Source organism: Pseudomonas schmalbachii, from assembly GCF_017589465.1.
In the GTDB taxonomy this organism is placed as follows: Bacteria; Pseudomonadota; Gammaproteobacteria; order Pseudomonadales; family Pseudomonadaceae; genus Pseudomonas; species Pseudomonas schmalbachii.
Map to the genome: position 1 here is coordinate 772,075 of NZ_JAELYA010000001.1, position 22,916 is coordinate 794,990.

Genomic DNA, 22,916 nt, shown 5'->3' on the forward strand with positions numbered 1-22,916 from the left:
AAGCGCAAACGAAAACCGGCGCCCAAGGGCGCCGGTTCTCGTTTCAAGCCTGGAAATCAGGGACGTTCCAGCGCACTCACCAGATCATGGAACGCTTCGCGGTTGGACTCGTTCAGCCCCATCAGGATGCGGTGAGCCTCCAGCACCTTGTTGCGTACCACGTCCTCGGACTGATCCTGCGGCGGCAGGTCGGTCAGGCACTCTGGGCACGGAATCGGCCGGTCGACGATGTTGAACACCTGGTCGAAGCCCATCGACTGCAGCAACCGGGTGATATCCGGGTTGGTGGTCACCAGGGTCGGCAACAGCCCGATTTTCTGCCGCGAAAGGATCGACAGCTTGGCCAGCAGGCCAAGAGTCGTGCTGTCGATGCTCTGGGTTTCCGTGAGATCGATGATGATCGCCGTGAAATTCAGCGCAGCGAAGATTTTTTCAATGGTGGCATCCAGTGCCGAACACAGGGTCAGTCGGACTTCGCCCGTGAACTTCAGAACGAAGGAGCCATCCTGTTCAGCGAACTGGATCTTACCGGTACTCATGCAAGGTTCCTGCTCAACACCAGCAACGCAATATCATCCGGCATCTCGGACAACTTCGCCAGCCCGAAGACCTGACGCAAGCCATCCAGAGTGCCTTTAGCGGCAGTCACCTGCTCCGGCAGCGTCGCCTCCTTTTCCTTCAGGGTAGTGCCGGGCAGCACATCGAGGATGCCGTCGGAGAACAGCGAAATGCTGAAGGATTCGGGCAGTTCGAGGACGTGGTCGTCGTACTTCGCCTCGTTGAACAGGCCGACCGGCAGGCCGCGGCCGTCCAGGTAGCGCGCCTGGCCATCGGCGTAGAGCACCGGCAACGGCAGATGGCCGCCGACGCTGTAGGTCAGGCGGTTGGTATCCAGGTCGATCACGCCACCGAGCATGGTCACATGCTTGCCCAGCTTGCAGTTGATCAGGCCGCGGTTGATGTGGCCGAGCACATCGGACGGCTGGAACTCCGGCAGACCGCCGTTGCGCCGCGACTCATAGAGCAGGCGGGTGGTCATGAACTTGAGCAGCACAGTGACGAACGCCGACGAAGCGCCATGCCCGGAGACATCGGCCAGATAGAAGGCGATGCGCCGCTCGTCGACGCGGAAGTAGTCGACGAAATCACCGGACAGATACAGCGACGGAATGATCTGGTGGGCGAACACCAGGCCGTCGGTTTCCCACGGGGTCACCGGGAGCATGTTCATCTGCACCTGGCGACCGGCGTTCTGGTCTTCCTGGAGCAGGCTCAGGCTGGCCTGCAGCTCGCGGTTGGCGGTTTCCAGCTTTTCCCGGTAGCGGCGGTTCTCGGCGCGCAGATTGGCGCGATCCAGCGCGCGGCGCACCGAGTGCTCGAGCACGGCGAGGTCTTCCAGCGGCTTGATCAGGTAATCGGCGGCGCCCAGGCGCAGGGCCTCCACCACATCGCTCATCACCCCGGCGCCAGAAAGCACGATCACCGGCGTTTCCACGGCCTTCTCGCTGATCCGGCGGATCAATTCGAGGCCGTCCAGTTGCGGCATGCGCAGATCGCAGATCACCACGTCGGGCAGGTCGTGTTCGAAGACCTGCAGGCCCTGCAGGCCATTGGCCGCCTGCAGTACATGGAAACCACTGTCTTCCAGATAGGCGGCGAGACTGATCCGCACTACCTCGTCGTCATCGATGATAAGCAGCTTGGCACTGGCTTTGTGCATGGGGTATCCAGGCATTCGGCGCCGAAATTGTTGGATATGGCGCCTTTATGGTGGCAATCACGCGGGTCGGGGGCCGACAAGGCGCAGACACTACTCCCATCCGCAGGCGGGTTCAAGCGCGGCGCCGGGGCGCCGCGCGAGGGCCTGCCTGGCCGCCGACGATCAGAAATCGTCCTCGACCTGCCCGTCCTTGACCTTGAACTCGCGGTTCTGCAGATAAGCATTGCGGATGAAGTTGTATTTGTCGCCACTGATCAGCTTTTCCGACTTCAGCAGGTCGGCACGGGTATCGACCACATCGACCGCGCGGATGCTGTTGCGCAGCGATACGTCGTCGATATACGAGTACGGGCCGAGGAAGGAATCCGGGATCTTGGCCGGCGCGTCACGCAGGGTGCTCGGACCGAAGAACGGCAGCATCACGTACGGACCGCTGCCCAGGCCCCAGGCGCCCAGGGTCTGGCCGAAGTCCTCGTCGTTGCGGTCGAGGCCCATGCGGGTGGCGACGTCGATGAAGCCGGCCAGGCCGAAGGTGGTGTTGAACAGGATGCGGCTGGTATCCACGCCGGCCTCGTGAACCTTGCCCTGCAGCAGGTCGTTGACCAGGTTGCGCACGTCGCCGATGTTGCCGAAGAAGTTGTGCACGCCATCCTGCATGAACTGCGGGGTCACCTTCTGGTAGCCCTGCGCGACGGGCTTCAGCGCATAGGTATCGAGGGTGTCGTTGAACACGAAGATCGGGCGGTTCACGCTTTCCCAGGGATCGTCGGCACTGTCCGCCTGCGCCAGGAATGGCACGAAAGCCAGGCTGGCGGTGGCCAGCAGTCGAATACCGCGTTGCATCCAGTTCACGCCCTTGCAGCGCATCGAAAATCTCCTTTTGAGAAGCACCAGACCGCTGGCATGCGGCCAGTCAAACCTGCGCAGTATATCGGGATAATCGGTATTTTCAGCGCGAAAATGCCGTGTTCGCGCCGTTCGTTCAGTTCCTTTTTGTTACCGGCTCCGGATAGCTCGCCTCGATCACCACCTCCAGCGCATCCGGGCGCCAGAACTCCTGGTCGAACTCGACGATCCGCTCGCCCTCGGCGAAGCTCTGCCGCTCCAGGTACAGCGCCGGCGAACCCGGCGCCAGCTGCAGCGGCTCGGCCTGGGCGCGGTCCAGCGCCGTGGGATGCATCGCCAGGCGGCAGCGGCTCGGCGCCAGGCCGAACTCCTTCTGCAGCAGGTCGCCCAGCGAGGTATCCAGGTTCAGTTCCAGCAGCCCCGGACACCAGTCGGCATCCAGGGCGATCACTTCGAGCATCACCGGACGCTGGTCGATCCAGCGGCGCCGATGCACGAGGAACACCTCGTCCGTCTCCGCCAGCCCCATCCGCCGCGCCAGCCAGGCGCCGGCGGGACGGCGCTCGGCGTGCAGCGTCTCGGTGCGCGGCACACGTCCCTGGCCCGCCACGTAGTCCATGAAGCCGGTGGTGCGGGTCGGGTTATAAAGGATGCGCGGCGGCGAGACGAACCAGCCACGGCGATTCTCGCGATACACCCGGCCTTCGGTTTCCAGTTGCTGCAACGCCTCGCGCAGGGTGATGCGCGTACAGCGGAAGCGTTCGGCGAGTTCGCGTTCGGAGGGTAGCTTGAGGGTCAGGGTCCCCTCGGCGATCTCCAGGGCAAGCTGGTCGCGGATGCGCAGGTAGTGTCGTGACTGGTCGGCCGGCATGGCGGGCTCTCTGCTTCGGGCTGAGGGATTATAACGGCCCGGACGGCACGTAACTTGAACGTCATGGGCATCGGCTAGGCTTGCGCGGATAAGCCGGCACCCACCCCGCCCGCGAGGAGAATCGCCATGAAGCCCACCCGCCACCGCTTCCTCGACGAACTGGCCGAACGTTTCGCCAGCCATGGAGCGGAACCCTACGGCGAGGCCATCAGCCAGGCGGAGCATGCCCTGCAATGCGCGACCCTGGCCGAACGGGCAGGCTGTTCCGACAGCCTGGTGATCGCCGCCCTGCTCCACGACATCGGCCACCTGTACGAAGACCCGGCGGTCATCGACGAACAGGACCTGCGCCACGAGGAATTCGGCGCGCGGCTGCTGCGCGACCTGCTGCCCGAATCGGTATGGCAGCCGATCCGCCTGCATGTCGCGGCCAAGCGCTATCTCTGCGCGGTCGACAGCAGCTATCACGCCAGCCTGTCGGACGCCTCCCTGCACAGCCTGGACCTGCAGGGCGGGCCGTTCGACGAGCGCGCCGTCAGCGCCTTCCTCAAGGCGCCCTACGCCCAGGACGCGGTCACCCTGCGCCGCTTCGACGACCTCGGCAAGGACCCGTCGATGCGCACGCCGGAGCTGTCGTACTTCTTCCCGCTGATCGAACGCCTGCTGCGCACTGATCGGCATCAGACACGCCTGCACAAGGCGAGTTAAGCTGTCTGGCATGGCGATGGATTTCCTGCCGCCGAGGCAGGGTCCATCATGGGTATGCACCGCAGAAGGAAACCACCATGCCGACACAACGTCTCCGGGAAGAACTGCAGGCCCTGCGTGACCAGTTGGAGCGCCAGCCGCCATTGAGCGAAGAGGAGCGCGCCTCGCTGCAGACGCTGATCGAGGATATTGAGCTGCAACTGGCCAACGAGGAGGCGCTGTCCAACGAAAGTCTGGTGGATGGCCTCAACCTCGCGGTGGAGCGATTCGAAGTCAGCCACCCGACCCTGGCCGGTACCCTCCGCTCCATCGTGCAGACCCTGGCGAACATGGGCATCTGAACGACCCACAATGAAAAAACCCGGCTTCGATGCCGGGTTTTTTGTATCCGCTTCTTACTGGCGCACCAGTCGCCGGTTGTCCACTTGAACCTCTTCGGTGCTGCGGTACGGATTGATGTCCAGCCCGCCGCGCCGCACGTAGCGGGCGTAGACCGTCAGGCGTCGCGGCTGCAGCAGGCGCTGCAGGTCGAGGAAGATACGCTCGACGCACTGCTCGTGGAAATCCTGGTGCTGGCGGAAGGAAGCCACATAGGCCAGCAGGCTCGCAGGGTCCAGCGCCGGGCCGCTGTATTCGACCACCAGCGTGCCCCAGTCGGGCTGGCCGGTGACCGGGCAGTTGGATTTCAGCAGATGGCTGTAGAGCACCTCGTCCACCCGCCGCGCATCGTCGCAACGCAGCAGTTCCGGGCGCGGGTGGTCGTAGCTCTCCACCGTCACGTCGAGGTCGTCGATGCAGGTGCCTTCGATGCCGGCGACACCTTCGCCGGCGACTTCGTCGAGACCGCGCACGCGCACGCCCACCGGCTTGCCGGCGGCGGCCGACAGATCGCGTTCGAGCACCACGCGCAGCGCCTCGGGGCTTTCGAAGGCGCTCTGGTTCAGCGAGTTGAGGTAGAGCTTGAACGACTTGGATTCGATGATGTTCGGCGAATCCGCCGGAATCGCGAACTCGCCGATGGCCACCACCGGTTTGCCCGACGGGGTCAGCCAGGACAGCTCGTAGCAGTTCCAGATATCCACGCCGCGATACGGCAGCGTCTCCGCGCTCAGCCCCAGCTCGGCCCACTTGGTGGCCCGGGAAATCGGGAACAGCAGCTCGGGCGAATAGGTGGAAACGTACTCGCTGGACTTGCCCAGTGGAGAATGTTCGGCGGGATGGTGCATGACGGGAAACCTGCTGGATCGATCGACGCCAGGCTGAAGCGCCGGCGGGCGACAAGTGTATACAAATCGGCCGGCGCTTTCAGCCCTCGGTCGCCGCACGACCTGTAGGTTGGGCTGAGGTACGAAGCCCAACGAAATTGGTACAGGCCCCACCAGATGTTGGGCTTCGCTGCGCTCAGCACCAACCTACGCGACCGACTCAAAACCACATCCGCACCCCGGCCACCCACATTCCTTCCTCGTCGTCCCCGCCCTCGGCGCGGGCGATGTCGCCGTTGCGGCCGTACTGTCTGTTCCACTGGTAACCGATATAGGGCGCGAACTCGCGGCGGATCTCGTAACGCAGGCGCAATCCCGCTTCCAGCTCGCTGCCACCGGCGCCAACGCCAATATCGCGGTCGTCGGCCAGGGCCAGTTTGTATTCCAGCGACGGCTGCAGGATCAGCTTCTGGGTCAGCAGCAGCTCATACTCGCTTTCCAGGCGCAACGAGGGATCGCCGCGTTCGCTGACGAACAGGTTGGCGTCCACCTCGAACCACTGCGGCGCCAGTCCCTGCACGCCGAGCACGGCGTAGCTGCGCGACGGTCCGGGCTGGTCGTCGTATCTCAGGCCGGCCTGCACATCCCAGAAGTCGGCAACCATGCGCTGGTAGAGCAATTGCACCTCGTTGTCGGTGGTCGGCCCACCGGCGTCGCGCTCGCCTTCCAGCTTCAGGCGCAGCTTCTGGTAATCGGTGCCGTACCAGCCCTGCGCTTCCCAGGCGAGCGCCTGGTCGTTGCCGTGGAAACGGTTTTCCAGACGCTGGATCAGCAGCGAGCCCAGTGGCATGTGGTCCATCTCGGCGCTTTCCACGGGCAGCGCCAGGACCGCGGCGCAGGCCGCCATCGCGACAGCTTTCATGGCGCCTCCTGCAGTGCGGTCGGAGCCGGCTCGACGATGACCTTGCGCATCATCCCGGCGGCCATGTGGTAGATCAGGTGGCAGTGGAACGCCCATTCGCCGAGGGCGTCGGCGGGTACGTCCACATCCAGCGTGCTGCCCGGGGCGACGCTGACCACGTGCTTGAGCGGATTGAAGCGGCCGTTGCCCTTGTCCAGCTGCATCCACATGCCGTGCAGGTGCATGGGGTGGGTCATCATGGTGTCGTTGACGAAGCGGATGCGCACCCGCTCGCCGTAGGTCAGGCGGATCGGTTCGGCCTCGGAGTACTTCTTGCCGTTCATCGACCAGAAGTAGCGCTCCATGTTGCCGGTCAGGCGGAACTCGATGGTGCGGTCCGGTGCGCGGTAGTCGGCGTAGGGCCGCATCGCCTTGAGGTCGGCATAGACCAGCAGCCTGTCGCCCGGATTGGCGGGCTGCGGAGCCAGGCCGCTGCCCGGCGCATAGTCGGAGCGCGGCGGCGGCACGGAATGGTCCATCGCCGAATGATCCATCCCGGCCATCTGCGAATGGTCCATCCCCTCGTGGTTCATGCCCATGTCCGCCATGCTCAGCAGCGGCCGCTCGCGCAGCGGCGGCACCTCGCCCTGCATGCCGGCGCGCGGCGCCAGGGTGGCGCGGGCGTAGCCGCTGCGGTCCATGGCTTCGGCGAACAGGGTATAGGCGCGTTCCTCCTGCGGCTGGACGATCACGTCGTAGGTCTCGGCCACGGCGATGCGCAGCTCGTCCACCGTCACCGGCTGCACATCGTTGCCGTCGGCCTGCACCACGGTCATCTTCAGCCCGGGAATGCGCACGTCGAAGTAGCTCATCCCCGAGCCGTTGATCAGCCGCAGGCGCACCCGCTCGCCCGGCTTGAACAGCCCGCTCCAGTTCTGCTGCGGGTCCTGGCCGTTGACCAGGAAGCGGAAGCCGGCGATGTCGGCGATATCGGTCGGCGTCATGCGCATGCCGCCCCAGTCCAGGCGATCCTTCAGCGTGGCTCGCCAGCCGTTGGCGCGGGCGTCGGCGAAGAAGTCGCCGAGGGTGCGCTGGCTGTAGTTGTAGTAGTCGCTCTGCTTCTTCAGGTTGGCGAACACGGTTTCCGGGCGGGTGTCGTGCCAGTCCGCCAGCAGCAGGGTGTATTCGCGGTCGTAGCGATACGGCTCGCGTCCCTTCGGCTCGATCACCAGCGGCCCGTAGAGCCCTTCGATCTCCTGGAAATCCGAATGCGCGTGATACCAGTAGGTGCCGGACTGGCGGACCGTGAAGCGGTAGGTGAAGGTCTGCCCCGGCTTGATCCCGGGGAAGCTGATGCCCGGCACACCGTCCTGGGTATAGGGCAGGATGATCCCGTGCCAGTGCAGCGAGGTGTCGCGGTCGAGGGTGTTGCGCACGCGGATCTCGACTTCCTCACCTTCCCTGATACGCAGCTCCGGCGCCGGAGTCTGGCCATTGACGGTCAGCGCCTTGCGCGGGCCGTCAGACAACTGCAGCCGCCCCTCGCCGATGGTCAGCTCATAGACGCCCGCCTCGGCCAGCAGCGCCTGTCCCAGTAGCACGCCGCCGAGCAGCAGCGGCAATTTCCCTTTGCGCATGATCGCCCCCTGCCATCAGGGTTTGACGGTGAGGTCGCCGACCATGCCGGCCTGGTAATGCCCGGGGACGTTGCAGGCGAACTCCAGGGTGGTGGCCTTGCCGAAGGTCCAGGTCAGTTCGGCGGTCTTGCCCGGCTCCACCAGCACGCTGTTGGGATCGTCGTGCTTCATCATCTGGCCGTGATCCATGCCGGCCGTGCCCTGCCCCATCTTGCTGTGGTCCATCTTGCTCATGTCGTGCTGCATGCCGGTCGGCGTGAGCATGCCCATGTCCTGCATGTGCTGCATTTCCTTCTGGTGCTCGGCGTGCATGGCGGCGCGGCCGAGGTTGAATTCGTGCAGCAGGCTGCCCTCGTTCTTCAGGACGAAACGCACGGTTTCGCCGGCCTTCACTTCCAGCGACTTCGGCTCGAAATACATCTCGCCCATGACCACCTCCACCGTACGGCTGGCCTGTTCGGCTTTGGCCGGCTTGCCAAAGTCATAGGAGTGCCCGTTCGCGGCCAGGGCCGGGAGGCTGGCGGCGCAGGCCAGGGCGAGGAAGGCGGCGGAGAACAGCTGACGCATTTGCATGGCGGTGATTCCTTGCATACCAGAATTGCCGGCCATTCTCGCGCCGCCCGCCTGCCGCCTGGCTGTCGGGAAGATTACAGTTCTGTCAGCTTCGCCCGACCTGCGCCGCCCGAACGCTAGAATCACCCCGTCCGTATTACCTGGAGAGCCCGCGTTGAAACTGCTGATCGTCGAAGACGAGCCGCGCATCGGCCACTACCTGCAGCAGGGCCTGAGCGAAGCCGGTTTCGCCGTCGACCTGTGTGCCGATGGCGCGGAAGGCGAACAACTCGCCCTGGGCGGCGCCCACGACCTGCTGATCCTCGACGTGATGCTGCCCGGCCGCGACGGCTGGCAGATTCTCCAGTCCGTGCGCCAGGCCGGGCTGGCGGTGCCGGTGCTGTTCCTCACCGCCCGCGACGCCGTGGAAGACCGCGTGCGCGGCCTGGAACTCGGCGCCGACGACTACCTGGTGAAGCCCTTCGCCTTCGTCGAACTGCTGGCCCGCGTGCGCACCCTGTTGCGCCGGGGCAGCCAGCAGCTGCAGGAAACCACCCTGCAACTGGCCGACCTGGAACTCGACCTGCTGCGACGCCGGGTGCAGCGCGGTGGGCGGCGCATCGAGCTGACCGCCAAGGAGTTCGCCCTGCTCGAACTGCTGCTGCGCCGCCATGGCGAGGTGCTGCCGAAATCGCTGATCGCCTCGCAGGTGTGGGACATGAATTTCGACAGCGATACCAATGTCATCGAGGTCGCCATCCGCCGCCTGCGCGCCAAGGTCGACGACGAATTCCCGCACAAGCTGATCCACACCGTGCGCGGCATGGGCTACGTGCTGGAAGAGCGCGACGCATGAAGCCGTCCCTCGCCACGCGCCTGAGCCTGCTGTTCGCCGCCTGCACCGCCGCGGTCTCGCTGATCGCCGGGATCGTCTTCAACCGTGCCAGCGAAGCGCATTTCGCCGAACTCGACCACCAGCTCATGGCCGGCAAGCTGGCGTTCTTCCAGGAAACCCTGGCAGGCGTAACGAATGCCGCACAAGTCCCATCCCGCGAGGCCGAGCTACGCGGCGAACTGGAGCGCCATCCCGACCTCGGCCTGCGCCTGACCGGCCCGGACGGGAGCCGCTGGTTCGAGCGGCTGCCCAGCGCCACCGGCACGGAGACCGCCGCCTACCGCGAACTCCCCGCCCCGCTCGACCCGCAGCACCCCGACGGCAGCCGGTTGACCCTGATCCTCGACATCACCCACCACCAGCATTTCCTGCAGCGCGTGCAGCGGTTGATCTGGCTGACCATGGGCCTCTCGGCGCTGGCCACTGCCCTGCTCGGTGCCTGGGCCGCCCGCGCCAGCCTGCGGCCGCTGCGGCGGATCAGCGCGACCGCCGCGCATGTTTCGGCGCAGTCGCTGACCACCCGCCTGGACAGCGCCAGCTTCCCGGTCGAACTGCGTGGGCTGGCCGACGAGCTGAACGCCATGCTCGCCCGCCTGGAAGACGCCTTCCAGCGGCTGTCCGGATTCTCCGCCGATATTGCCCACGAACTGCGCACCCCGCTGACCGGCCTGCTGACCCAGACCCAGGTGGTGCTGGCCCGTCCGCGCACGCTGGAGGATTACCGCGAAGCGCTGCACGGCAACCTGGAGGAACTGCAGCGCCTGACCGCGATGGTCAACGACATGCTGCTCCTGGCCAAGGCCGACCACGGCCTGCTCGCCCCCGACCGCCAGCCGCTGGAACTGGCCGCCGAGGTGGATGCGCTGCTGGAGTTCTACGCGCCGCTGGCCGAGGAACGCTCGATCCGCCTGGAGCGCGAGGGGGAAATGCAACTGCGCGGCGACCGCGGCATGCTGCGCCGGGTGCTGGCCAACCTGCTGGACAACGCGCTGCGCTTCAGCGCCGACGGCACGGCCATCCGCATCCGCCTGCAACCGGGCAGCGTCAGCGTGGAAAACCAGGGGGCGCCCATCGCCGTCGAACGCCTGCCGTACCTGTTCGAACGCTTCTACCGCACCGATTCGGCTCGTCGCGAAGGCCACGGCGAACACGCAGGACTCGGCCTGGCGATCTGCCGCTCCATCGTTCGCGCACACGGCGGGGAAATCCGCTGCGAGTCGAACGATGGCTGGACGCGGTTCATCATCGAGTTTCCCGCCATATCGGCCCCATAAGGCACAGCCGGATGCGCTGAGCCAGGAGCAGCCATGGATGAACGAGCCGACGATTCCGGCTTGTGGCCGGAACCGTCGCTCGCCCGAGGCTTGGAATGATGGAGCATCTCCCGGTGCTCGTAACTCCGGGCGATGGCATGCCCATCCGGCACAAGGCGGGGCGGAATGCCGGTGCATTGTGCCGGGCCTTGCTTTCACGATCCTTTCGGCTCACCCCACCCCGCCGGGTGGACAACGCTTTGCTTGTCCACCCTGGGCACGGCACGCTGGTGAAGCGCCAGCGCTTACTGACGCATGCCGCGGCCGCTGATCAGCAGACGGATGCAGAAGAAGTAGAGGATCACCGTAGCCGCCAGCATGAAGGCGATGGCGATGCCGATGCGGATGTCCGACACGCCGAGGATGCCGTAGCGGAAGGCATTGACCATATGCAGGATCGGGTTGGCCAGCGACACCGTCTGCCAGAACGCCGGCAGCATGTGGATCGAGTAGAACACCCCGCCCAGGTAGGTCAGCGGCGTCAGCACGAAGGTCGGGATGATCGAAACATCGTCGAAGTTGCGCGCGTACACGGCGTTGATGAAGCCGCCCATCGAGAAGATGGTCGCCGTCAGCAGTACCACCAGCACGGTCACGCCCAGGTGGTGCATCTGCAGCCGGGTGAAGAACAGCGACAGCACCGTGACGATCACCCCCACCGCCAGCCCGCGCAGCACGCCGCCGGCGATGTAGCCGATGAGGATGGTATGCGGCGATACCGGCGAGACCAGCAGTTCCTCGATGTTGCGCTGGAACTTGCTGCCGAAGAAGCTCGACACCACGTTGCCGTAGGAGTTGGTGATCACCGCCATCATGATCAGCCCCGGCACGATGTACTGCATGTAGGTGAAGCCACCCATGTCGCCAATCTGCCGGCCGATCAGGTTGCCGAAGATGACGAAGTACAGAACCATGGTGATCGCCGGCGGCAGCAGGGTCTGCGGCCAGATGCGCACGAAGCGGCGGACTTCGCGGTAGACGATGGTATTCAGGGCGACCCAGTTGGCCTGCAGTTCGCTGCTCATACCGCCACCCTCGACAGGTTCTTCTCCACCAGCGACACGAACAGCTCCTCCAGCCGGTTGGTCTTGTTGCGCAGGCTGAGCACCTCGATGCCCTGTGCCGCGAGCTGGCCGAACAGGCCGGTGATGCCCTGCTCCTTCTCCACCTGGACTTCCAGCGTGTGGTCGTCGACCAGGCGTGCCGGATAGCCATCCAGCACCGGCACCTGCTGCACGGACGCCTTCAGGTCGAGCAGGAAAGTTTCCACGTGCAGCTTCTTCAGCAGCTTGCGCATGCTGGTGTTCTCCACGATGGTGCCGTGGTCGATGATCGCGATGTTGCGGCAGAGCTGCTCGGCCTCTTCCAGGTAGTGCGTGGTGAGGATGATGGTGATGCCCTGCTGGTTCAGCTCGGTGAGGAAGTTCCACATCGAGCGGCGCAGTTCGATGTCCACCCCGGCGGTCGGTTCGTCGAGGATCAGCAGGCGCGGCTCGTGGACCAGCGCGCGGGCGATCATCAGTCGGCGCTTCATGCCGCCGGACAGCTCGCGGGAGGCGGAGTTGCGCTTGTCCCACAGGCCGAGCTGGGTCAGGTACCTCTCGGCGCGCTCCCTGGCGATCTTCGCCGGGATGCCGTAGTAGCCGGCCTGGGTGACGACGATGTCGAACACCTTCTCGAACTGGTTGAAGTTGAACTCCTGCGGCACCACGCCGAGGCAGCGCTTGAGCTTGTAGGGCTCGCGGTCGAGGTCGTTGCCGAACACCGAGACGCTGCCGCTGGTCTTGTTCACCAGGGTCGAGAGGATGCCGATGGTGGTGGACTTGCCGGCGCCGTTGGGGCCGAGCAAGGCGAAGAAGTCACCTTCGGCCACTTCCAGATCGATGCCCTTGAGGGCCTGGAAGCCGTTGCCGTAGGTCTTCGTCAATTGACGGATGGAAAGCGCGGAACTCATGGGATTTCCCGTGGCAGAGCGGAAAAAGGAACAGCTAGATAAGGGGGCGCGGCGGCAAATGCAACCATTTGTTGCACTCAGGTCAGCGCCGTCATCACCGCCTTGCGGTAGGCCGGGCGCTCCTTCAGTCGCGCATACCAGGCGGACAGGTGCGGCAAGGGCGGGCGCTGGATCGGCATTTCGAACCAAGCATAGATGAAGCTTCCCAACGGAATGTCGCCCATTCCGAAGTGCTCGCCGGAAAGGTACGGTTGTGTCGTCAGAACCTTCTCGGGAATCGTCAGCAGACGTCCGCATTCGGCTAGCGCGGTGGCGATGGCGGCCTCGTCGCGCTGCTCCGGCGGCGTGCGCAGGGTGCCCCAGAACAGCGTGCGGAATGGCCCGGCGAAAGCCGAGGTGGTCCAGTCCATCCACTTCTCGGCGCTGGCGCGCTGCTGCAGGTTGGAGGGATAGAGCGCCGGCGCGTACTTCGCCGCCAGATAGCGGACGATGGCGTTGGACTCCCACAGCACGAATCCGTCGTCCTCGATCATCGGCACCAGGCCGTTCGGGTTCTTCGCCCGGTAGGCCGGCTCGTTGACCACGCCGAAGGCACCGCCGGCATCGACGGCTTCGTAAGCCAGCCCGGCCTCCTCCGCGCACCACAGCGCCTTGCGCACGTTGGACGAATTCTTCCTGCCCCAGATCTTCAGCATGCCATGCAGCCCTTTTCGGTGGTTGATGGATCGGCGCCCGCCCCCCGGCGGGCACGGGCTCCGGATTGCAGCACCCTACCGGCGATGACGCACGGAAAAAAGGCATGCATATCGATGATGACTATCGATGTCCTTCATACGATGCGGCTCCGCCTATCGACACCCTGCCCGCCCCGGCCGTCTAAGCTAGATGGATTGTCGTAACTCATGGAGGAATCCCGCATGTTGCTGCTCTGGCTGATCGTCCTGATCCTCGGCGTGGCCTGGCTCGCCCACCGGCGCGTCGCCCCGGCACCCGCCCTCGGCATCGTCGCCGTCTACCTGATCCTGATGGGGCTGTTCAGCCACGCCCACGGCTGGATGATCCTGCTCTGGCTGCCCTGGCTGGCGGTCACCGTCTCGCTGCTCGCGCCGGACCTGCGCCGTACGCTGGTCAGCGCGCCGCTGTTCGCCTGGTTCCGCAAGGTGCTGCCGCCGATGTCCGACACCGAGCGCGAGGCCATCGAGGCCGGCACCGTGTGGTGGGATGGCGAGCTGTTCAGCGGCCGGCCGGACTGGAGCAAGCTGCTCGGCTATCCGCGCCCGCAACTGAGCGAAGAGGAGCAGGCGTTCGTCGACGGCCCCACCGAACAGCTCTGCGCCATGGTCGACGACTGGGAGCTGGGGCAGCGCATGGACCTGCCGGCGGAAGCCTGGGCCTTCATCAAGGAACAGGGCTTCTTCGGCCTGATCATCCCGAAGGAATACGGCGGCAAGGGCTTCTCCGCCCTCGCCCATTCCCAGGTGGTGATGAAGCTCGCCACCCGCAGCGGCGACCTGGCGTCCACCGTGATGGTGCCGAACTCCCTCGGCCCGGCCGAACTGCTGCTGCACTACGGCACCGACGAGCAGCGCCGGCACTACCTGCCGCGCCTGGCGAAGGGCGAGGACATCCCCTGCTTCGCCCTGACCAGCCCGCTGGCCGGCTCCGACGCCGGCGGCATGACCGACATCGGCATCGTCTGCAAGGGCCAGTGGGAAGGCCAGGAAGTGCTCGGCCTGCGCCTGACCTGGGAGAAGCGCTACATCACCCTCGGCCCGGTGGCGACGCTGCTCGGCCTGGCCTTCAAGTGCCATGACCCGGACCACCTGCTGGGCGACGAGGAAGACCTCGGCATCACCCTGGCGCTGATCCCCACCAGCACGCCGGGCGTGGAGATCGGCCGCCGCCACCTGCCGCTGGGCGCCGCGTTCATGAACGGGCCGAACTCCGGCAAGGACGTGTTCGTCCCGCTGGACTTCGTCATCGGCGGCCAGGAAATGATCGGCAAGGGCTGGATGATGCTGATGAACTGCCTGTCGGTCGGCCGCTCGATCTCCCTGCCTGCCGCCGGCACCGCCGCGGCCAAGGCCTGCAGCTTCGTCAGCGGCCGCTACGCGCAGATCCGCGAGCAGTTCAACGTGCCGATCGCCGCCTTCGAAGGCATCCAGGAAGCCCTGGCGCGGATCGGCGGCAACGCCTGGATGATGGACAGTGCGCGCATCCTCACCGCCAGCGCGGTGGACCTCGGCGAGAAACCCTCGGTGCTCTCGGCGATCCTCAAGTACCACCTCACCGAGCGCGGCCGCGCCTGCGTCGCCGACGCCATGGACATCCACGGCGGCAAGGGCATCGTCCTCGGCCCGAACAACTACCTCGGCCGCGCCTGGCAGACCGCGCCGATCTCAATCACCGTGGAAGGCGCCAACATCCTCTCGCGCAACCTGATGATCTTCGGCCAGGGCGCGATCCGCTGCCATCCGTACGTGCTGGAGGAAATGTCCCTGGCCCAGCGCGAGGATCAGGGTCAGGCCGAGCGCGAGTTCGACCGGCTGCTGGTCAAGCACGTCGGCTTCGCCGTCAGCAATGCCGCCAGCAGCCTGCTGCTCGGCCTCGGCTTCGGCACCTTCGACCAGGTGCCCGGCGACCGCGTCAGCCGCCGCTACTACCGCGCGCTGAACCGTCTGGCGGCGGCCTTCGCCCTGCTCGCCGACTTCAGCATGATGCTGCTGGGCGGCGAGCTGAAGCGCCGCGAACGCCTCTCGGCCCGCCTGGGCGATGCGCTGAGCCATCTCTATCTCGGCTCGGCGGCGCTCAAGCGCTACCACGACCTGGACAATCCGGAGTACCTGCAGCCACTGCTGCGCTGGGCCATGGAGGAAAACCTGTGCAAGGCCGAAGCGGCGCTGGCCGGGCTGCTGGAGAACTTCCCCAACTGCTGGCTCGGCTGCGCGCTGAAGGTGCTGGTGCTGCCGCTCGGCCGCCGGCACAAGGGCCCGGGCGACAAGCTGGACGCGGAGATCGCCGAAATCCTCGGCCATCCGCTCGGCAGCCCGGCCTTGCAGGCGATCCTTGCCGGCGCCTTCCTGCCAAACGATCCGCAGGACCCGGTCGGCAAGCTGACAGCCGCCTACGACCTGCTGCGCGACGCCGCCCCGGCGCAGAAGAAGCTGCAGCAGGCCCTGCGCGACGGGCGGGTCAAGCCGGCCGCCGGCGAATCGCCGATCAGCGCCGCACTGCAGGCCGGTGCGCTCGACGGCGACGAGGCGGAACGCCTGCAACAGGCGGAAGCGGCACGGCGACAGGTCATCGATGTCGATGACTTCGCCAAGGAGGAGCTCGGCAGCCGCTGAGCCCTGGTCCGGCACGGGCGCCGCAGGGCGTCCGTGCTCGCGACGGGCGGAAATCCGACGGCCAGCCGCCCCCTCGCCGCCTTTCCGGGTGCACACTGGACGGACATATCGACGGATCACCGACCATGCGCGCAATCCCTACGCTGCTCGCCGTCCTCCTGCTGAGCGCTCCGCTCGCCGAAGTCCGGGCCGATAACTGGCTGTATCCAAGCCGCCCCGCCACTCCCCCGCCGACTCCCGGCCTGGTAGTCGATCCGCTGCAACGCCAGCAGGACATCCTGCGCCAGCAAGCCGAACAGCGGAAACGCGACCAGCAGGACCGCCGCTACCAGTACGAGGACCAGCGCCTGCAGATGCAGCAGCAACAGCTCGACCGCGAGCGGGAGGTCCAGCAACGCCTGGACCAGCAGCGCCAATTGCAGAACCGCATGATCCAGCGGCAACAGAGCGATCTGCAGCAGTTCCGTTACCAGCAGCAGCAACAGCAGATCGACCAGCAGCGGCAGATCATCGACAACCGCCGCCGGGCGCTGCAGTCGCAGCCGCTCCGCTGATACGCCGATCGCCAGCAGGGTTGGCAAACCCTATATACTCCGCGGCCGTTTCAGATCCTGGAGGACACGCCATGGCCAACGCCTATCTCGACCACCACCTCGCCCTGCTCAAGCACCTGCGCACCATCCTCGGCGCCCTGGGTGAGGCCGAGCAGGTGCCGGAAGAGAACCACGGCCTGTTCCTCGAACGTTTCGACGAGCTGCTGGTGGAACTGCCGAAGGACCCGGTCGGCGCGCAGTACCTGGGCCAGGACCTGATCTGTCAGGTCGTCCACCGCTACCCGCAGATCGCCCACCTGGTCCCACGCGACCTGCTGTGGTTCTTCGGCGGCGACTGCCTGCACTTCATGCCCGACGAGGAACTGGCCATGTACCAGCAACTCGACGAACGCCGCTTCGAAGCCGAAGAGCGCGGCGAGGTCTTCGACTGGACGCGGGAAAAACAACTCCTGGCCCTGCCGGAAGACGCGCCGAAGCACTGATTTCCCTACCTCACGGTTGGGCTGCATCACGTAGGTTGGGCTGAGCTTGCGAAGCCCAACAATGTACTACCCGGCACGCTGGATGTTGGGCTTCGCTTCGCTCAGCGCCAACCTACGATGCCAACCTACGGTCGCGGCACCAGGATGCGGTGCGTCGACTTGATCTCCCGCAAGGCCAGGGTCGACTGGATCGAGGCGATCCCCGGCTGCTTTCTCAGCACGTTCTCGACGAAATCGCTATAGGCGTCCAGATCCTTCTCCAGCACCTGCAGGAGGAAATCGGCATCGCCGGTGATCTTGTGGCAGGACAGCACCTCCGGCAGCGTCCTGACCAGTTCCTCGAAGCGATCCGAAGCGTTGTCGGCATGGGAGGCGAAGCGTACATGGACGAACGCGAGGATATTCAGGCCCAGCAGGTGCCGGTCCAGGTTGGCCTGGTAATCCTCGATGTAGCCCTCTTCCTCCAGGCGCTTTCGCCGGCGCCAGCAGGGCGTCACGCTCAGCGACAGGCGCTCGCTCAACTCGGCATTGGACAGGCTGGCGTTCTGCTGGAGCAGATCGAGCATGGCGAGGTCGGTTGCATCCAGCTCCGCTTCCCTGGAATTTTTTTTCTTCACACCTCACCACCTTGGTCTGTTTTTCCCATAACAGGGAATATCACGCACTCGAAAGCAAAGTAATTCCCCAGGGCGTAGATAGACTGGTTGTGGCTCCTTGTAAAGGCCGGCCCCGCTGCCGCGGTGGGCGTGCAAATCGATCCCGAAGCACCACGGCAACGCCGGGCGACCGGCCAGCAACCACAATCCGAAGGTGCATTGCGATGACACGTTATGTCGATGTGAAAGACGTTGGCCGCCTGGTGGGCAGCCTCGGCCTGAACCGGGTAATCAGGAACATGGCCTCCTACATAGAGGCCGACTACCGCCGCTGGCCGAGCTTCGACAAGGCCGCGCGGGTCGCCAACCACTCCAGCCAGGGCGTCATCGAACTGATGCCCACCGACGATGGCGAGCTCTACTCGTTCAAGTACGTGAACGGCCATCCGAAGAACATCCGCTTCGACATGCTCACCGTCATGGCCTTCGGCGTGCTCGCCGAGGTCAAGACCGGCTACCCGCTGCTGCTCAGCGAACTGACGCTCACGACCGCCATCCGCACCGCCGCGACGTCTGCCCTGCTCGCCCGCTTCCTCGCGCGCAAGAACTCGCGCTCGATGGCGCTGATCGGCAATGGCGCGCAGAGCGAATTCCAGGCGATCGCCTTCCACGAACTGCTTGGCATCGAGGAAATCCGCATCTTCGATATCGACCCTGCGGCGATGATGAAGCTGCAGCAGAACCTGGCCGGCATCCCCGGCCTCAAGGTGATTCCGGCCACTTCGGTACGCGAATCGGTGCGCGGCGCCGATATCGTCACCACGGTGACCGCGGACAAGACCAACGCCACCATCCTTACCGCCGACATGCTGGAACCCGGTATGCACCTCAACGCGGTCGGCGGCGATTGCCCGGGGAAAACCGAACTGCAGGCGGAAATTCTCCAGCAGGCACGTGTCATCGTCGAATTCGAGCCGCAGACCCGCGTCGAAGGCGAAATCCAGCAGATGCCGGCCGATTTCCCGGTCGTCGAGTTCTACCAGGTGCTGAGCGGCGCCGCCGAAGGCCGGCAGAACGACCAGCAGGTGACCATCTTCGACTCGGTCGGCTTCGCCCTGGAGGACTTCTCGGCGCTGCGTTATCTGTACGACGCGACGGTGAAGATGAATATCGGCCAGACCATCGACCTGGTGCCGACTCCGGCGAATCCGAAGGACCTGTACCAGTTGACCATGCCCACTTCCAGCCTGCTGCCGGCGGCGGAAGCGGAATGGCGCGACGCCCACGGGCATTCCGTGCACTGAGGCAGCATGGGGATCGGGGAAGGCGGACAGCGTTCCCCGATTCGGACTCGCCGCAGCGACAACGGGGAAGCAGAAATGAAAAAAGGGCCCATTGGGCCCTTTTTCGTCGAATCGCGAATTTCACGATTCATGTTTGGAGCGGGAAACGAGACTCGAACTCGCGACCCCGACCTTGGCAAGGTCGTGCTCTACCAACTGAGCTATTCCCGCATCAACTTTTTGCGTATCCGGCTTGCACCGGGATACAAACGCCATTTCATTTTTCAGTCACCGCCTTGTGGCGCTAACCGAGAATTTGGAGCGGGAAACGAGACTCGAACTCGCGACCCCGACCTTGGCAAGGTCGTGCTCTACCAACTGAGCTATTCCCGCAATGGCGTCCCCTAGGGGACTCGAACCCCTGTTACCGCCGTGAAAGGGCGGTGTCCTAGGCCACTAGACGAAGGGGACGCAGCCTGGAGCTTACAACAGATCTTCCAGATTCCTACGCTAGCGATTAGTGCGTTGCGTCGGAATGGCGCGCATTCTAGGGAGCCACCGAATGATCGTCAACCCTTCTGGAAAATTTTTTTTAAATCAAAGACTTCTGAACAAAATTTGAGCTGCTGCTATGAGCGCTGGCACCAAGACATTACACTCGAAGAAAAAATGCCGCTCGGGAGCCCACCACGGTGTCACCTCTTCTCATTACAGTCCTGGTAGCTGTCGGCATCGCCATCCTGATCGCCATTGGCTACATCAATCATCTGGTAGAAAACCGCAAACTGACCCAGGCGCGCCTGAAGGCGGACCTGCTCGACCGCTACCGGCGCTGCGCGGATACGTCCGAAACGCTGCCCGGACAGTTCATGTCCCCCGCCCTGAAACTGCTGCTCAGCCGCTTCGAACTGAACCTCGGCGAACGCCTGCTGGCAGTGGACAAGGGCAACGCCCAGCTCGGCGAGCGCGTCGGCGAGCTGAAACGGCTGGTGGCCCTCGGCGATTCCATCCCGGTCAAGAATGCTCCGCAACCGGTCATCAGCGAGACCAAGGCCAAGGGCGTGCGCTTCCTCTTCGAGGTACTGCACGCGCAGGTCAACCGCTTCGCCCAGGAGGGCCTGCTGGCGAACAATGAAGCGCAGCACTGGTTGCGCGAGATTCGCCACCTGCTGGCGCTGCTGCATATCGAGTTCTTCGGCAACCTCGGCCACCAGGCCCTCCAGCAGGGACATGCCCGCCAGGCACGACTGGCTTTCGAGCGTGGCGTGCAGTATCTGCGCAAGCAGGAGGACGTCGGCCGCTACCAGGCGCAACTGCGCCAGATGGAAGCCCTGCTGGAACGCGCCAATGCCATGGTGCTGGAAAGCACCAAGCCAGAACTCGAGGAAACCACCGCGCTGGCCGAAGGGCTCAACACCTTCGACGACGACGATCTGTGGAAGAAGAAGAACGTTTATGACTGAAATGCGTCGAAACTTCATTCCTGTCTGACATCCACCACTCCCTCAAGGAGCCAAGAATGAGCATTACCGTGTTCGGGGCCGCGCTGTCGCCCTTTGTCCGGAAGGTCCGCCTGTTCCTCGCGGAGAAAGGCACGGATTACCAACTGGAGAACGTCGCGCCATTCACTCCGCCGGAGTGGTATCTCGAACTCAACCCGCTCGGACGCATTCCGGCGATCAGGGACGGCGAGCTGACACTGGCCGACTCCAGCGTGATCTGCCACTACCTCGAAGAACGCAACCCCGAACTCGCGCCCCTGTGCGGCGAAGGCGCGGTGGCGCGCGCACGGGTCAGCTGGCTGGAAAAATACGCCGACTATGAAGTGGCGCCGCTGTCGACCTTCACCGTCTTCCGCAACCGCCTGCTCATGCCGCTGATGGGCAAGGAATGCAACGAAACCGCGGTACAGAGTGCGCTGCAGGAGAAGCTGCCACGACACTTCGACTACCTGGAACGCTGCCTGGGCGATCAGGAGTACCTGGTCGACAACCGCTTCAGCCTGGCGGACATCGCCCTGGTCTGCCAACTGGTAAACATGCGCCACGGCGGCGAAAGCGTCGACGCTTCGCGCTGGCCCGGTCTGGCCGCGCATTTCGAGCGCGTCGTGGCGCGCCCGGCGATGCAGGAAATCCTCGCGGGCGAGCAGACGATCATCGCCAAGATGACGGCCAAAGCGGCCGCCGCCAAGGCCTGAGGCCATCCATCGGCCGGCGCTTTCCGTAGGTTGGCGCTGAGCTTGCGAAGCCCAACGATGCAGGTGTTGGGCTTCACTGCGTTCAGCGCCAACCGAAGGCATTTCTTCAGAACGTAGGGTGGAAAACGGCGAAGCGGATGGCCGCCCCGCCTTTCCACCATCAAGCGCGGCGCGACGGGAAGGTGGACAAGCTTCGCGTTGTCCACCCTACAAAAAGCACCCTCGGTCGCAAGACAGTTGCTCCTACGAAGATGCTCTCGTGTGGCCGGCCCCCTCACCCCAACCCTCTCCCGGAGGGAGAGGGGGCAGATTGGCGCAGGGATGAATGCCGTGCCAACCGGCGACCCTGGACAGTCCCCTCTCCCCTTGGGAGAGGGTTAGGGTGAGGGGAATAAGACAGTCGCTCATTCAGCAGTCGGTAAGACGCAGGAAGATTTCCGCCAGCCGCTCGATGCCCGCCTGATCCTCGGCGCTGAAGCGCCCGATGCGCGGGCTGTCCAGGTCCAGCACGCCGACCAGTTTTCCATCCTTGACCAGCGGCACCACCAGCTCGCTATTGGAAGCGCTGTCGCAGGCGATATGGCCCGGGAAGGCATGGACGTCCTCGACCCGCTGAGTCTCCCGCGTACGCGCCGCCGCCCCGCACACGCCCTTGCCGAAGGGAATGCGCACGCAGGCGACCTTGCCCTGGAACGGGCCGAGCACCAGTTCCTCGTTGCGATTCAGATAGAAGCCGGCCCAGTTCAGGTCGCCCAGCTCGTGATAGAGGAAGGCGGAAAACTGCGCCGCGTTGGCAATGAAGTCACGCTCGTCGGCGAACAGCGCCTCCGCCTGGGCCGCCAGCAGCCCGTATCCGTTCAGCCCCTCGCCCGCTTTTTCGAGATCGATCATGCCGACGCGCCTTCCAGCAGTTGCCGGCCGACCCAGTGGCGGGCGAACTGGTAGGCGCAGCGGCCGTTGCGGTTACCGCGCTGGGACGCCCAGCGGATCGCCTCCTTCTCCAGCTCCTCGTCCCAGCTCCAGACCAGCCCGCACTTGCCGGCCAGCACCTCGACCCAGTGCCGCACGACACTGAGGAAATGCTCCTGGGTGAAGGGATAGAACGACAGCCACAGGCCGAAACGGTCGGACAGAGCGATCTTGTCCTCCACCGCCTCGCTCGGATGGACCTCTCCGTCCACCAGCGCCCAGTCCAGGTTGTCGCTTTCCTTCTCCGGGACCAGATGGCGGCGGTTCGAGGTGGCGTAGAGCAGCACGTTGTCCGGCGCCTGCTCCAGCGAGCCGTCCAGCACGCTCTTCAGCACCCGGTAGTCGTCCTCGCCGGCGCTGAAGGAAAGGTCATCGCAGAACAGCACGAAGCGCTGCGGCAAACCGCGCAGTTGTTCCACCACACGCGGCAGGTCGGCCAGGTGGTCGCGCTCGATCTCGATCAGGCGCAGCCCGTCCCTGGCCATTTCCGCCAGCAGCGCACGCACCAGCGACGACTTGCCGGTGCCGCGGGCGCCCCACAGCAAGGCGTGGTTGGCCGGCTGGCCGGAGACGAACTGGCGGGTGTTGCGGGTCAGTTGCTCGCGCTGGCGATCAACGCCGAGCAGGTCGTCCAGATGCAGGTCGAGGCTGACATCCAGCGCCTGCAGGTAGCCGCTGCGGCCATCGCGATGCCAGCGGGCGGCCAGGCAAGTGTTCCAGTCGATCGACTCGCGAATCGCCGGCAGCAAGGGTTCCAGGCGCGCGAGCACGCTTTCGGCACGCGCGAGAAAATCGTTCAGGCGGGAATCCACAGTGTTCTCCCAGGGTTCAGAAAGAGGTTTGCCCGGATTTCCCGGGCGCGGGGTTTGCCGGCTGGCGGTGGGGA

At 65.0% G+C, this 22,916-nt stretch carries 24 protein-coding genes and 3 tRNA genes; 10 read left to right on the forward strand and 17 right to left on the reverse strand.

Translation table 11 applies throughout. The features are described 5' to 3' along the window. Positions 1–56 precede the first annotated feature (56 nt). From rssC to JFY56_RS03385, 4 genes are all read right to left on the reverse strand, one after another. On the reverse strand, positions 57–539 hold the full coding sequence (rssC, locus tag JFY56_RS03370; protein WP_208312049.1) for an anti-sigma factor antagonist RssC: 483 nt from the start codon (positions 537–539) through the stop codon (positions 57–59). Continuing rightward, positions 536–1,720, reverse strand: a complete 1,185-nt coding sequence (gene rssB, locus JFY56_RS03375) for a two-component system response regulator RssB (RefSeq protein WP_208312050.1) — start codon at positions 1,718–1,720, stop codon at positions 536–538. The genes rssC and rssB overlap by 4 nt, the downstream gene beginning before the upstream one ends. Before the next feature lie 162 nt (positions 1,721–1,882). Beyond that, positions 1,883–2,587 (reverse strand): MlaA family lipoprotein, encoded by a 705-nt coding sequence (locus JFY56_RS03380; RefSeq protein WP_208312051.1) that lies wholly within the window; start codon positions 2,585–2,587, stop codon positions 1,883–1,885. Positions 2,588–2,702: 115 nt separating this feature from the next. Further along, entirely contained in the window at positions 2,703–3,437 is a 735-nt protein-coding gene (locus JFY56_RS03385; protein ID WP_208312052.1) for a UTRA domain-containing protein, read from the reverse strand. Between the two features lie 126 nt (positions 3,438–3,563). On the opposite strand from JFY56_RS03385, the gene JFY56_RS03390 reads away from it, so the two are divergent. Next, a complete protein-coding gene (locus tag JFY56_RS03390) occupies positions 3,564–4,145 on the forward strand; it encodes a phosphonate degradation HD-domain oxygenase (protein WP_208312053.1) in 582 nt (193 codons plus the stop codon). A gap of 77 nt (positions 4,146–4,222) precedes the next feature. Further along, positions 4,223–4,486: a DUF4404 family protein gene (locus JFY56_RS03395; protein ID WP_208312054.1), complete on the forward strand. Its 264-nt coding sequence runs from the start codon at positions 4,223–4,225 to the stop codon at positions 4,484–4,486. A gap of 54 nt (positions 4,487–4,540) precedes the next feature. Here the strand turns inward: JFY56_RS03395 and queF are convergent, their stop codons facing one another. The 4 genes from queF to copI all read right to left on the reverse strand — a co-directional run bounded on the left by queF (position 4,541) and on the right by copI (position 8,461). Further along, positions 4,541–5,371: an NADPH-dependent 7-cyano-7-deazaguanine reductase QueF gene (queF, locus tag JFY56_RS03400; protein ID WP_208312055.1), complete on the reverse strand. Its 831-nt coding sequence runs from the start codon at positions 5,369–5,371 to the stop codon at positions 4,541–4,543. A gap of 199 nt (positions 5,372–5,570) precedes the next feature. Beyond that, positions 5,571–6,272, reverse strand: a complete 702-nt coding sequence (locus tag JFY56_RS03405) for a copper resistance protein B (RefSeq protein ID WP_208312056.1) — start codon at positions 6,270–6,272, stop codon at positions 5,571–5,573. Further along, positions 6,269–7,888, reverse strand: coding sequence for a copper resistance system multicopper oxidase (locus JFY56_RS03410; protein WP_236032408.1), 1,620 nt, complete (start codon positions 7,886–7,888; stop codon positions 6,269–6,271). The genes JFY56_RS03405 and JFY56_RS03410 overlap by 4 nt, the downstream gene beginning before the upstream one ends. A gap of 15 nt (positions 7,889–7,903) precedes the next feature. Next, entirely contained in the window at positions 7,904–8,461 is a 558-nt protein-coding gene (copI, locus tag JFY56_RS03415; RefSeq protein ID WP_236032409.1) for a copper-resistant cuproprotein CopI, read from the reverse strand. A gap of 154 nt (positions 8,462–8,615) precedes the next feature. Here copI and JFY56_RS03420 point away from each other — a divergent pair, with 154 nt between their 5' ends. Both JFY56_RS03420 and JFY56_RS03425 read left to right on the forward strand, forming a co-directional pair. After that, a complete protein-coding gene (locus JFY56_RS03420) occupies positions 8,616–9,296 on the forward strand; it encodes a heavy metal response regulator transcription factor (protein WP_208312058.1) in 681 nt (226 codons plus the stop codon). Next, on the forward strand, positions 9,293–10,609 hold the full coding sequence (locus tag JFY56_RS03425; RefSeq protein ID WP_208312059.1) for a heavy metal sensor histidine kinase: 1,317 nt from the start codon (positions 9,293–9,295) through the stop codon (positions 10,607–10,609). Before JFY56_RS03420 ends, JFY56_RS03425 begins: the two co-directional genes overlap by 4 nt. Positions 10,610–10,893: 284 nt before the next feature. On the opposite strand, the gene JFY56_RS03430 is transcribed toward JFY56_RS03425, so the two are convergent. From JFY56_RS03430 to JFY56_RS03440, 3 genes are all read right to left on the reverse strand, one after another. Next, a complete protein-coding gene (locus JFY56_RS03430; RefSeq protein ID WP_208312060.1) occupies positions 10,894–11,673 on the reverse strand; it encodes an ABC transporter permease in 780 nt (259 codons plus the stop codon). Continuing rightward, positions 11,670–12,602: an ABC transporter ATP-binding protein gene (locus JFY56_RS03435; protein ID WP_208312061.1), complete on the reverse strand. Its 933-nt coding sequence runs from the start codon at positions 12,600–12,602 to the stop codon at positions 11,670–11,672. The genes JFY56_RS03430 and JFY56_RS03435 overlap by 4 nt, the downstream gene beginning before the upstream one ends. 77 nt (positions 12,603–12,679) lie before the next feature. Beyond that, complete coding sequence (locus JFY56_RS03440; protein ID WP_208312062.1) at positions 12,680–13,297, reverse strand: glutathione S-transferase family protein; 618 nt, start codon at positions 13,295–13,297, stop codon at positions 12,680–12,682. Positions 13,298–13,519: 222 nt separating this feature from the next. On the opposite strand from JFY56_RS03440, the gene JFY56_RS03445 reads away from it, so the two are divergent. The 3 genes from JFY56_RS03445 (at position 13,520) to JFY56_RS03455 (ending at position 16,985) form a co-directional block, all read left to right on the forward strand. Continuing rightward, the gene (locus JFY56_RS03445) at positions 13,520–15,949 is read left to right on the forward strand and encodes an acyl-CoA dehydrogenase (RefSeq protein WP_208312063.1); all 2,430 of its coding nucleotides are present in this window, start codon (positions 13,520–13,522) and stop codon (positions 15,947–15,949) included. Between the two features lie 125 nt (positions 15,950–16,074). After that, complete coding sequence (locus JFY56_RS03450) at positions 16,075–16,503, forward strand: PA2816 family glutamine-rich protein (RefSeq protein ID WP_208312064.1); 429 nt, start codon at positions 16,075–16,077, stop codon at positions 16,501–16,503. A gap of 71 nt (positions 16,504–16,574) precedes the next feature. Further along, a complete protein-coding gene (locus tag JFY56_RS03455) occupies positions 16,575–16,985 on the forward strand; it encodes a PA2817 family protein (protein WP_208312065.1) in 411 nt (136 codons plus the stop codon). 125 nt (positions 16,986–17,110) lie between these two features. Here the strand turns inward: JFY56_RS03455 and JFY56_RS03460 are convergent, their stop codons facing one another. Continuing rightward, positions 17,111–17,602: an Lrp/AsnC family transcriptional regulator gene (locus JFY56_RS03460; RefSeq protein WP_208312066.1), complete on the reverse strand. Its 492-nt coding sequence runs from the start codon at positions 17,600–17,602 to the stop codon at positions 17,111–17,113. Positions 17,603–17,805: 203 nt separating this feature from the next. Here JFY56_RS03460 and JFY56_RS03465 point away from each other — a divergent pair, with 203 nt between their 5' ends. Beyond that, positions 17,806–18,885: an ornithine cyclodeaminase gene (locus JFY56_RS03465; protein ID WP_208312067.1), complete on the forward strand. Its 1,080-nt coding sequence runs from the start codon at positions 17,806–17,808 to the stop codon at positions 18,883–18,885. A gap of 134 nt (positions 18,886–19,019) precedes the next feature. Here JFY56_RS03465 and JFY56_RS03470 read toward each other — a convergent pair. From JFY56_RS03470 to JFY56_RS03480, 3 genes are all read right to left on the reverse strand, one after another. Then, a tRNA-Gly gene (locus tag JFY56_RS03470) sits at positions 19,020–19,095 on the reverse strand. A gap of 86 nt (positions 19,096–19,181) precedes the next feature. Further along, a tRNA-Gly gene (locus tag JFY56_RS03475) sits at positions 19,182–19,257 on the reverse strand. A gap of 2 nt (positions 19,258–19,259) precedes the next feature. Beyond that, positions 19,260–19,335, reverse strand: a tRNA-Glu gene (locus JFY56_RS03480). Between the two features lie 221 nt (positions 19,336–19,556). Here JFY56_RS03480 and JFY56_RS03485 point away from each other — a divergent pair. Together JFY56_RS03485 and JFY56_RS03490 are read left to right on the forward strand one after the other, a co-directional pair. After that, positions 19,557–20,327 (forward strand): hypothetical protein, encoded by a 771-nt coding sequence (locus JFY56_RS03485; protein WP_208312068.1) that lies wholly within the window; start codon positions 19,557–19,559, stop codon positions 20,325–20,327. A gap of 56 nt (positions 20,328–20,383) precedes the next feature. Then, positions 20,384–21,061: a glutathione S-transferase family protein gene (locus JFY56_RS03490; protein WP_208312069.1), complete on the forward strand. Its 678-nt coding sequence runs from the start codon at positions 20,384–20,386 to the stop codon at positions 21,059–21,061. A gap of 408 nt (positions 21,062–21,469) precedes the next feature. On the opposite strand, the gene JFY56_RS03495 is transcribed toward JFY56_RS03490, so the two are convergent. Together JFY56_RS03495 and JFY56_RS03500 are read right to left on the reverse strand one after the other, a co-directional pair. Next, positions 21,470–21,952, reverse strand: coding sequence for a GAF domain-containing protein (locus JFY56_RS03495; protein ID WP_208312070.1), 483 nt, complete (start codon positions 21,950–21,952; stop codon positions 21,470–21,472). Next, positions 21,949–22,842: an ATP-binding protein gene (locus JFY56_RS03500; RefSeq protein ID WP_208312071.1), complete on the reverse strand. Its 894-nt coding sequence runs from the start codon at positions 22,840–22,842 to the stop codon at positions 21,949–21,951. Before JFY56_RS03500 ends, JFY56_RS03495 begins: the two co-directional genes overlap by 4 nt. Between the last annotated feature and the right edge of the window lie 74 nt (positions 22,843–22,916).

What these genes read in the sequence shown, in the direction of transcription:
- JFY56_RS03425 (WP_208312059.1), top strand. Translation starts at nt 9,293, where the DNA reads ATGAAGCCGTCCCTCGCCACGCGCCTGAGCCTGCTGTTCGCCGCCTGC.
- rssC (WP_208312049.1), bottom strand. Translation starts at nt 539, where the DNA reads ATGAGTACCGGTAAGATCCAGTTCGCTGAACAGGATGGCTCCTTCGTT.
- JFY56_RS03385 (WP_208312052.1), bottom strand. Translation starts at nt 3,437, where the DNA reads ATGCCGGCCGACCAGTCACGACACTACCTGCGCATCCGCGACCAGCTT.
- JFY56_RS03380 (WP_208312051.1), bottom strand. Translation starts at nt 2,587, where the DNA reads ATGCGCTGCAAGGGCGTGAACTGGATGCAACGCGGTATTCGACTGCTG.
- JFY56_RS03410 (WP_236032408.1), bottom strand. Translation starts at nt 7,888, where the DNA reads ATGCGCAAAGGGAAATTGCCGCTGCTGCTCGGCGGCGTGCTACTGGGA.
- copI (WP_236032409.1), bottom strand. Translation starts at nt 8,461, where the DNA reads ATGCAAATGCGTCAGCTGTTCTCCGCCGCCTTCCTCGCCCTGGCCTGC.
- JFY56_RS03390 (WP_208312053.1), top strand. Translation starts at nt 3,564, where the DNA reads ATGAAGCCCACCCGCCACCGCTTCCTCGACGAACTGGCCGAACGTTTC.
- JFY56_RS03465 (WP_208312067.1), top strand. Translation starts at nt 17,806, where the DNA reads ATGACACGTTATGTCGATGTGAAAGACGTTGGCCGCCTGGTGGGCAGC.
- JFY56_RS03405 (WP_208312056.1), bottom strand. Translation starts at nt 6,272, where the DNA reads ATGAAAGCTGTCGCGATGGCGGCCTGCGCCGCGGTCCTGGCGCTGCCC.
- JFY56_RS03495 (WP_208312070.1), bottom strand. Translation starts at nt 21,952, where the DNA reads ATGATCGATCTCGAAAAAGCGGGCGAGGGGCTGAACGGATACGGGCTG.
- JFY56_RS03435 (WP_208312061.1), bottom strand. Translation starts at nt 12,602, where the DNA reads ATGAGTTCCGCGCTTTCCATCCGTCAATTGACGAAGACCTACGGCAAC.
- JFY56_RS03395 (WP_208312054.1), top strand. Translation starts at nt 4,223, where the DNA reads ATGCCGACACAACGTCTCCGGGAAGAACTGCAGGCCCTGCGTGACCAG.
- JFY56_RS03440 (WP_208312062.1), bottom strand. Translation starts at nt 13,297, where the DNA reads ATGCTGAAGATCTGGGGCAGGAAGAATTCGTCCAACGTGCGCAAGGCG.
- JFY56_RS03490 (WP_208312069.1), top strand. Translation starts at nt 20,384, where the DNA reads ATGAGCATTACCGTGTTCGGGGCCGCGCTGTCGCCCTTTGTCCGGAAG.
- JFY56_RS03450 (WP_208312064.1), top strand. Translation starts at nt 16,075, where the DNA reads ATGCGCGCAATCCCTACGCTGCTCGCCGTCCTCCTGCTGAGCGCTCCG.
- JFY56_RS03455 (WP_208312065.1), top strand. Translation starts at nt 16,575, where the DNA reads ATGGCCAACGCCTATCTCGACCACCACCTCGCCCTGCTCAAGCACCTG.
- queF (WP_208312055.1), bottom strand. Translation starts at nt 5,371, where the DNA reads ATGCACCATCCCGCCGAACATTCTCCACTGGGCAAGTCCAGCGAGTAC.
- rssB (WP_208312050.1), bottom strand. Translation starts at nt 1,720, where the DNA reads ATGCACAAAGCCAGTGCCAAGCTGCTTATCATCGATGACGACGAGGTA.
- JFY56_RS03430 (WP_208312060.1), bottom strand. Translation starts at nt 11,673, where the DNA reads ATGAGCAGCGAACTGCAGGCCAACTGGGTCGCCCTGAATACCATCGTC.
- JFY56_RS03445 (WP_208312063.1), top strand. Translation starts at nt 13,520, where the DNA reads ATGTTGCTGCTCTGGCTGATCGTCCTGATCCTCGGCGTGGCCTGGCTC.